Here is a 6766-nt window from a genome sequence, read left to right as displayed (position 1 = left end):
GTGACAAACAGATTCAAAGGGCGTCATTCGCCATTGTGCTTGAACCAATGGCGCACCATGGCTCATCTGTCACAAACCGCATGCAACTTTGTGTTCATGCCACCCTTAGTGTGCCCCCTCTCGGCAGCATCCTTTGAATGCGCCTGCCGGGCAGTGGATCAGACGTCCACGTCCCCCTTTTTCACCGCAAGACTGGACGCTGTGCGATGGGCGTTGAGATGCGTAGCATCCATTGCCCGGCAGGGCATTGCGGAGCAATGTCCCGAGAGAGGATCATGATCGTCTTTTCTTCGCCGTGGTTGGCAGCCAAGCCGACCAACATCTGGGCAAAGATGCCTTTGTCACTCCATCGCTTCCAACGATTATAGAGCGTCTTGTGTGGTCTATATTCCCTCGGTGCATCGCGCCACCGTAACCCGTTGCGGTTGCTGAAGATAATCCCACTCAAGACACGCCTGTCATCAACACGAGGTCTGCCGTGGGACTTTGGGAAGAATGGCGCCAGACGCGCCATTTGCTCATCGCTCAACCAGAAAAGATCAGACATGTTCACCGCTCGTTTTGAACGCGATGAAGTACGCAGCCAAACGGAAATCAATGGGTCCCGAGCCTAACGACTGAAGCACGCCATGCGCCGCGTTAGGAATGCTCACTCGCCCGCCAAGAAACTGCTAATCCCCACTATGTGCGGTGCGCTGATGACCTGAAGGTGATCGTGGGTCCGGCTGAGCGAGTTGACTGCCATCGTCAATGTAGTCTTGTTAATAGCACTGTTCACGCTTCAAACTTGGTCCAAAAAAGGCTAAATTCATCCAAAACCGTCGCGCAAGGTTTTGAACCAAAGTCCTCGAGTCAGCACATAATCTATTGTAGCTAACGTCCGCATGTCCCACAGCGGGCGTTGCGATCAAGATCTAACAACAGAATCCACGATCCGGCTAGGCGACACTGAATTGCCGAAGTCTGATCGCAAATTGTGCATATTTACCTGATTTGTTTCCGATAAGTAAACTTTAGAGTGACCATTATGCTAAAACCCTTCTTGCAAGCAACAGCGACATGCCTGATTGCGAGCCTCGTTACAGCAGGCACCGTTTATGCACAGAACGCTAATAAAGTAACAGGAACCGACAGTAACTCGTCCAGAGTCATAATGTCTCATTGGACGGTCGAAATGCCGTTTGAAGCAGAAGCCAGAAACCCAAAGCGTATTGCAAAAGTGCTGGAACCGAGTTTGAAGGCGATTAAGGCGGGTCAAGAGGTCGTCTCGGTCAACGGGATTAAGATCGGGCGTTTGAATGCTCTGCAGGCCGTCTTGAGAATGTCGACTAACCTACAGGGCCAAACAGAATTACCCGTTCGTTTAGGCGTGAACAGCAATTCAAGCGGGGAACCTTTCGAAGAACTCATTATGATGCCGATCATTCAGTACACGGTCCTGATGAACGGAATGCAGTTCGAATCCGAGTTTGTTGATCAAAGCTGGGTAACCAGATTGACCAGGAAACCTGGATCGGTTGTTAGCGACCTTGAGGTCGGTGACCGTATGGTTTCCTTCAAAGGAGAGCCCTTTAACAGACGAGATAGCCTTGCGGCTATTTTCCAGCGCGAGCGTCGTAAAGGGATGATGGATTTCAAGGTTGTTTATATACGAAACGGAATCGAGGCTACCGGAGAGATTTCGCTTTATTCTGCCGAAGAGCTAGCAGCCATGGCCAGCAGCGAACCGGATCCGGCAGGTAGCAACACATCCTCACTAGAAAGCATCGTCGTGATGTCCCAATGGTCGGTTCGTCTGCCGATGTCGAGCGATGTAGATGACCCTGACACTGTTCATGCCGGTGATCGTGTGGTTTCGGTCAACGGTATTCAGGTCGGTGGCTTGAATGCAGTGTCTGCCATGCTGCGTTTATCGATGACACCTGCTGACAAAACAGAACTTCCGATTGATTTGGGTATTCGCAGAAGCGGCAACAAGAAGATCACTAACCTTCAAGTAAATCTGCCGATTGTTCAGAATACAGTTCTGGGAAACGGGCTCCGGTTTGAAACCGTTCATAATGGGGACCGTTGGCAAACAACACTTGTTGATGTGCCAAAGGGCGTCAAAACCGACATGAAGGTTGGTGACACCATACTGGCCTATAGTTCGGGCGAGCCTTTGAACCGGCGGACCAGCCTTGCGAAAACGATTGAAAACGATCGCAGAAAAGGCATGTCGATGTTTGACTTCTACATACTTCGCGATGGTGAGATTAAAAGGTGCTATCTCGGCTATACATCATAGTTCTGTGACTGCATTGGTCTCTGTAGATACTTCAGCTATCCAATTTCTGAGTTTGCTTGATGAATTGGAATATTAATACTTCACTTATTTCACGCGGCTGGTTGAAAAGGTCTGCGTTAAGGGGAATCGTGTTTTTACACCCATCTCACTGCTCGTGATTCCAGGTTTCTTAATTCAGAGAGCTTATGCGCTAGGCAGCCTGATACCGTAAATCGCGATTTATAAACATAGTATGATTTACGTGTATTAAATCGCCTATAAGATGATCTCCAAAGCAAAAATACAGCTTATTTGTTCAGCTCAGCGCTAATTAATACCTTTTAGATGTCACTTTTCTGACCCTTTTTCCGTCTTTCTGAATATTGGGTGGAGAATGTGAATTGAGCGCCGGTGTTTGGCGCAAGGATGTGTATAATGAGTGGTTTGAACGAAAACGAACATGCCCCGGAGGAGCAGGCATTTATTGACGAGCTAAAGCCGGGCACCGAACTCATGCATGGTCAGTTCCGGATCGAGCGGTTTCTGAATGCGGGCGGTTTTGGCATCACCTATGAGGCAAAAGACAGCCTGAACCGACGGGTTGTGATCAAGGAGTGCTTCCCCGGTGCGTTCTGCCGACGTTCAACCGCTTTGGTCACAGCACGATCGCGTGCGCACCAACAGGATCTTGCTTCTATCGTCAAACTGTTTGTGCGCGAAGCACGTAGCCTGGCCAAGCTCAAACATCCCAATATCGTAGGCGTTCATCAAGTTTTTGAGGAAAACAATACGGCCTATATGGCACTGGATTTCGTAGAAGGTCGTGACCTTCTGCAGATCATCGAAGACAAAAACACAACTCTGACCCCCGGCGTTATCGAGGATATGCTCTCGAAGCTGTTGGAGGCCATTGCGTTCATTCATGGCCAGAACATCCTGCACCGGGATATTTCTCCGGATAACATCCTGCTCGACGTCAATAATCAGCCTGTTCTGATTGACTTTGGGGCGGCTCGTGAGGAAGCGACAAAGCAAAGCCGTGTCCTGACCGCGATGCGTGTTGTCAAGGACGGCTATAGCCCACAAGAATTCTACATCGCCGGCAGTGATCAGGGGCCGCACAGCGACCTCTATGCGCTTGGCGCGAGTATGTATCATTTGATTTCAGGTGAAGTGCCACCGGTTAGCCAGGTCCGCTTGGCCGCCGTTGCTGGTGGTGAACCGGACCCCTACGAGCCGCTCAAGGGGCGTGTAGACGGCTATAATCCTAACTTTCTGGCAGCGCTGGATAAATCGCTGGCCATTCTGCCAAGAGACCGCATTGCAAGCGCCGAAGAGTGGCAGGCGATCATTTTGGGGGTGCCACCTAAATCCGCCGATGTCGTTGTTCTTGCTAATGCCGCCGCACCCAAATTTAAGCCTCAAGAGAAAGCTGACGAGGAACCGACAAAGGGTAAATCTCGTATCGGGTTATTGCTGGCTTCGGCAGCGGTCGTTGCGATTGCTGCCGTTGGTGCATTGTCGCTGACGGACCTGTTTGGTGGTTCTACGGCAATATCGCCGGTTGAGATCGAGGTAGTCGAAGCCCCGGTTTCGGACATAGACGATCAAGGGGATACCTCGGTAGTGGCTGGGACGATTGCGAGCCCTGTCAACGATCAGGCAACAGAACTCACGTCCGCATCCGAAACTCAAGATAGTGTAGATGAAGACCTTTCCGGTCAGCAGGTTGCCGAAACCTCAGAAACCACCCCTGCCTTGCGGGTCGAAACGCAAATTGAGGAACAACCCAAGCCTGCGAAAACCGAGGAGCAAGGTGAGACTGTACTGACATCCGCCGATGAATCTGTGCCGAGTGATACGCAGTCTATCAGTCCCGAGGCCGCGGCTAGCGCAGCTGCTGCTGTCAGACCAATCGCGCGCCCATTTTCGCCTCCGGTGAGTTCGTATGCTGATACGTCGCAAGCCTGGCGCGCGCCCGTGAGCGCGACAAGGCAGCAGCCCTTGGCTGCGGCTAATCCGTCGGATCTAAACACTCAAGAAACTGAAGCTGCTGCGCCCGCCCAGGACGCAATTCAAGCCGAAACCAAGGTGCAGATCGCCGGATTGCAATCTAAGCGCCGTGTTGAACTGCCTTATGAGAGCCTGCTGACCGCTGGCGAAGGTGAGACACGCATTTTTGCTGTTAACGGCAAGCCAGTAAGCAACCGCGCAGATTTTGACGCGGTCATTGACGAGACGTTGGCAGACTACAGCGGCACAAAACTGGATGTCATGCTCAGCATCGGCGTATCCCAAGCGGATGCCCGAGATCAGAAGCTGACCTTGCCCATCAGCCAGCGTGTATCGCTGTCCAATGGCTTAGTCTTTGATGTATCCCAGCAAGACGATGCCTGGACAACGCGGGTTGCGGTGGTGCCGGAGGGCATGGAAATCGACATGCGCCGCGGTGACGTACTGTATGGCTATCTTCTCACGAACGAACTGCTGTCTGGTCCGGAAACGCTTGAGACAATTCTGACACGGGAGTTCCTGCAAGGAGCAACTTCATTCAGCTTTGCCGTCAAACGCGATGACGACACTTGGGTTGTCGCGGTGCCCTTCGAGGGCGCCGAACCGACAATCACCACTGCTGCAAAGGCAACTCAATAAGTGGCGAGTGTGCGGTAGAAGGAGTGAGCGCTATGAGGATCCTTAAAAGACTATTCGGGTTTGGAACCAAGTCAAAATCGGAACCCAAAACTGCTCGTCCGCTTGTGCTCAAGAAAGACAACCGGGTGGATGCCGATCGAAAGAAACGGCTCAATGATGTGGTGAACAAACACTCGCCAAAGGGAACGTCTCATTCGGCGGCAAAAAAGCCTTCACTCAAGCCCGCTCAGACCGCGTCTCGCAGGGAGCGGGTGAAAACCCGTTTGATCGAAATTGATCGCACGGAACAACGGGTTGTCGACCTGATTGGAGAAAGCAGCGCGGCAAAAACCGATGAGCTGGGGCGTTTCCCAGTGGGCTGGCTCGTGGTTATAAAGGGGCCGGGCCGTGGGCGTTACTTTTCGCTGTACCCGGGGCGTATGCAAATCGGTCGCGGTGCAGATCAGGCAATATCTCTGAACTTCGATGACAGGGCGATTTCTCGCAGCAATCATGCATCGATTGTATTTGATATTGAAAGAAATCAGTTTTTTCTGGGGCATGGCGGGAAAGCCAACATCATTCGTCTGAACGGAAAACCTGTGTTGTCAGACGAAACCCTAAGCGATGGGGATGATATTTCCATCGGAGAAACTGTTTTGAAAATTAAGATATTGGCCAGTTCAGAGTTCATCTGGGCTGAGCCCGAAAACAACAAGGAGCGTAAATATGTGGCGAGCGCCTGAACCGCGTTATGATGTTGCCTCTGGGCTGTCTCAAGGTGGTCGCGACTACCAGGAAGATTCACTGGTGACGGATTTCCCGTTTGGTATGGACAGTGGCGTCGCCGTTCTGGCCGACGGCATGGGGGGACACGAAGCAGGGGATGTGGCCTCAAAAATCATATCGACCGAGGTCTACAGCGCGCTTAAGTTTCGTTCTGCCACCTTTTCCGAGGCGGAAAAAGACATTCCAGATTACTTTGCGATAGCGACTGCTGACGCAAACGGCACCATCCGGGACTATGTCCAGGAAAACCCGGGTGCACGGGGTATGGGGGCGACGCTGGTCGCGCTGGTTGTATCCGAAAACCGTATGTACTGGATGAGCATCGGTGACAGCCCGCTATACCTGTTGCGCAATGGCAAGCTGCGCCAATTGAATGAAGATCACTCAATGGCACCGCAGATAGACCTGATGGTTTCGCAAGGTCTGCTCAGCCCGGAACTGGGCAGAACGCATCCTGATCGGAATTGCCTGACCTCGGTTATCATGGGTCAAAACATTGCCAAATTCGATTGCCCCACTGAACCCTTCGAACTGCAACTGGGTGATATCGTTTTGGTGTCATCGGACGGGCTTCAGTATCTGGGTGAGCCGGCGTTGCAGAAGATACTGCATCGCTATCGCCGCCGGAAATCGGCTGAGATTGCGGGCCATCTCCTGAACGCAATCTCGGATCTCAACGACCCGGATCAGGACAATGTGTCTTTTTCGGTCATCAAGTTAAACCACATGAAACCGGTTGAGCGCAAAGTTACTCAGAAGCCGATCGGTGTATCTGATGAGCAAGGTCAGAGCCTGACACGTGTTGTCAATATTGACGACAAAACAAAAAAGGTTGCGGAAAACACGACGGGCAGGGCGGAAGAGCCAATAGTGAAACGCGCGTCGTCTGGATAGAGTACTTTGCTATCTCAGAATAAAGGGCTCGTTTGCGGGCCCTTTATTCGTTTTTGGCGTCCGAATTAGATCGATGGTAAAGAATGAAGAATTTCGGAGGCGTTTCTCGAGATGTTTTTTGGGGCGTGATTTCTGGTCGTTTGGGGATTATGCTGCTACTGAATTTTCGTTGAGAAACTGCGCGGT

Annotated in this window: 4 protein-coding genes and 1 pseudogene; 4 read left to right on the top strand and 1 reads right to left on the bottom strand. The window is 51.7% G+C overall.

What is annotated here, in order from left to right; all coding sequences use genetic code 11:
• Positions 1–68: 68 nt before the first annotated feature.
• Positions 69–547 (bottom strand): annotated as a pseudogene (locus ACR0I7_RS19430) (transposase); the annotation flags it as partial.
• Positions 548–1018: 471 nt separating this feature from the next.
• Between ACR0I7_RS19430 and ACR0I7_RS19425 the strand changes: the two are divergent.
• The 4 genes from ACR0I7_RS19425 to ACR0I7_RS19410 all read left to right on the top strand — a co-directional run bounded on the left by ACR0I7_RS19425 (position 1019) and on the right by ACR0I7_RS19410 (position 6580).
• Entirely contained in the window at positions 1019–2287 is a 1269-nt protein-coding gene (locus tag ACR0I7_RS19425; RefSeq protein ID WP_480513934.1) for a hypothetical protein, read from the top strand.
• Positions 2288–2701: 414 nt separating this feature from the next.
• Positions 2702–4918, top strand: coding sequence for a serine/threonine-protein kinase (locus tag ACR0I7_RS19420; protein ID WP_480513932.1), 2217 nt, complete (start codon positions 2702–2704; stop codon positions 4916–4918).
• Positions 4919–4950: 32 nt separating this feature from the next.
• Positions 4951–5643, top strand: coding sequence for an FHA domain-containing protein (locus ACR0I7_RS19415; protein ID WP_480513930.1), 693 nt, complete (start codon positions 4951–4953; stop codon positions 5641–5643).
• On the top strand, positions 5627–6580 hold the full coding sequence (locus ACR0I7_RS19410) for a PP2C family protein-serine/threonine phosphatase (protein ID WP_480513928.1): 954 nt from the start codon (positions 5627–5629) through the stop codon (positions 6578–6580). The genes ACR0I7_RS19415 and ACR0I7_RS19410 overlap by 17 nt, the downstream gene beginning before the upstream one ends.
• Positions 6581–6766: the final 186 nt, after the last annotated feature.

Source organism: Ruegeria sp. AM1, from assembly GCF_056540745.1.
Note: the sequence above shows the minus strand (reverse complement) of the source record. Positions and strands in the feature narration are given on the sequence as shown.